Raw genomic sequence first — 2276 nt, 5'->3', positions numbered from 1 at the left:
CTGGTGGAGGACAGCGACTGGAGCGCGGCCCAGACCCTCACCGGGGATCTGGCCATCACCGCCGGGGCCGACCCTCTGGTCAACATCGCATTCGATGCCAGCCAGCCCGGCCTGCAAGGGCTCACCAGCGGTGGCCAGCCCGTGGTCATCACCATCAGCGGCAACAGCATCAGCGGCGCCGTCAACGGCCAGAACGTCTTCACGTTGACGCTGGATCAGAACGGTCACTATGTCTTTACCCTGAACCAGCCGCTGGATCAGGGGAGTGCAGACAGCCTGCTCAAGGCGGGCTTTACCCTGACCGACAGTGACGGCGACACCGTCTCCTCCACCCTGAGCGTTTCCATCGGCGACGGGGCCAATCCGGTCATCAGCGCCGTGACCGGTACCGAGATGACGGAGGCGAACCAGGGGGCGAAGGATGTGGTGAGCCACATGAGCTTCACCGTGAGCCACGGGGCTGATGCGCTCGACACGAGCAGCCTCAAATTCGATATCGCCGCCATTCAGCAGAGCCTGGATGGCAAGTACAGCAGCCACGGCAGCCCGGTGACCTTCACCCTGGATGCCAACGGCGAGCTGGTGGGGACCAGCGCGGACGGCCGCGAAGTGCTGCGGGCCGAGCTGAGCCTCGTTGAGAACAACGGCAACTGGAGCGTCACCGCCAAGGTGACCCTGGGGGCCGAGCTGGATCACCAGGGGAGCGAGTCCCTCGACCTGCCGCTCACCGTCACCCTGACCGACAAGGATGGGGACAGGGTCTCCACCGACTTGCCGCTCACCATCAAGGACGGCCATGCGCCGCACTTCGTGGCGGGCAGCGGGGTAGATCTGAACGAGAGCAGCCTAGATGGCAGCAACACCCTGACGGAAACGGGACACTTTACCCTGGAGTCGGGGTCGGATCGGGTGAGTCAGGTCTCGTTCGCCGATCCGGCTTCCCAGCCCCCCCTGATGGCACTGGGTCAGCAGGTGAAATACGAACTGGTGGACGGGGATCCCGCCATTCCGGGCAACCAGATCCTCAAGGGTTATGTGGACGTGAACGGCGTGCGCGTCGAGGTGCTTCAGGTCGAACTGGTGGGCAAGCTGGACAATGCCGCCAGCAACACGTTCGACTACAAGGTGACCCTTTATCAGGGGGTGCACCAGAGCGGCGGTGACGGCAAGACGAGTCTGCCCCTCAAGCTTGACATCATTGACAGTGACAAGGGGGGCGGCAACAACGACAGCACCACGGGCACTCTGGACATCATCATCAGCGAAGGCGTCAGGCCGATCGTCAACGGGGTGACCATCGACAGCGTGACCCTGAGCGAGGGGCGCTTCGATGGCGCCGCCAATGGTGCGACCGCTGACGATCAGCTCATCACGGGCAAGGTGACGGTACAGGCCTACTCCGATCCCATCGTCGATGTGCGCCTGGTCCTGAGCGGTCAGGTCATGGACATCAACGGCAATCCCGTCACTCACAATGGCGAGCCCCTCACCTGGCAGGCCGTACCGGGCAGCAACGGCCACAGCTTCCAGGCAGTGACTGCGAGCGGCACCCTGGTGCTGAGCGTGACCCTGCCCAATGTGCCCGATAGCGTCGCGGCGCACACCAAGGTGGATTTCGATTATCAGGTGGTGACTCACACCAACCTGGATCACGGCGCGAACGACAGGCTCGATATTCGTGTCGGCATGCAGGTGACGGACAGCGATGGCACCGTCAGCAAGGGCGATACCGTCATCCATGTGACCGATGCCGCCGATCCTCACCTTGGCATCGACAGCGGGGTCACCTTGCAGGAAGGGGCCTCTGGCCAGACCCTGAATGGCCAGTTGCCGGTCAATGTGGGCAGTGATCGCCTGGTGTCGCTCAACTTCGAGGCGAACCAGCCCGGCCTGAATGGCCTCACCAGCGGCGGCCAGCCGACCCACTATCAGGTCAACGGCAATGTCATCACCCTGCTGGATGCGGGCGGCAAGATCATTCTGACCGTGACTCTGGGGCTGGATGGCAAGTACCAGGTGGCGCTCGACGGCGTGCTGGATCAACCGGTCAGCACCAACAGCGTCAACCTGGGGCTGCAGGTGCAAGGCACCGATTTTGACGGGGACAAGAGCAACCTTGGCACCCTCAATATTCATATCACCGACGGCGTGCTGCCCCAGGTCGACCCCGTCTCCCTCACTCTGGTGGAGGACAGCGACTGGAGCGCGGCCCAGACCCTCACCGGGGATCTGGCCATCACCGCCGGGGCCGACCCTCTGGTCAACATCGCATTCGA

At 63.5% G+C, this 2276-nt stretch carries 1 pseudogene; it reads left to right on the top strand.

What is annotated here, in order from left to right:
* Nucleotides 1-2276 (top strand): annotated as a pseudogene (locus tag AB5Y68_RS09060) (type I secretion protein); the annotation flags it as partial.

This window comes from Aeromonas sp. R6-1 (assembly GCF_040908165.1).
Taxonomy (GTDB): Bacteria; Pseudomonadota; Gammaproteobacteria; order Enterobacterales; family Aeromonadaceae; genus Aeromonas; species Aeromonas caviae.
Note: the sequence above shows the minus strand (reverse complement) of the source record. Positions and strands in the feature narration are given on the sequence as shown.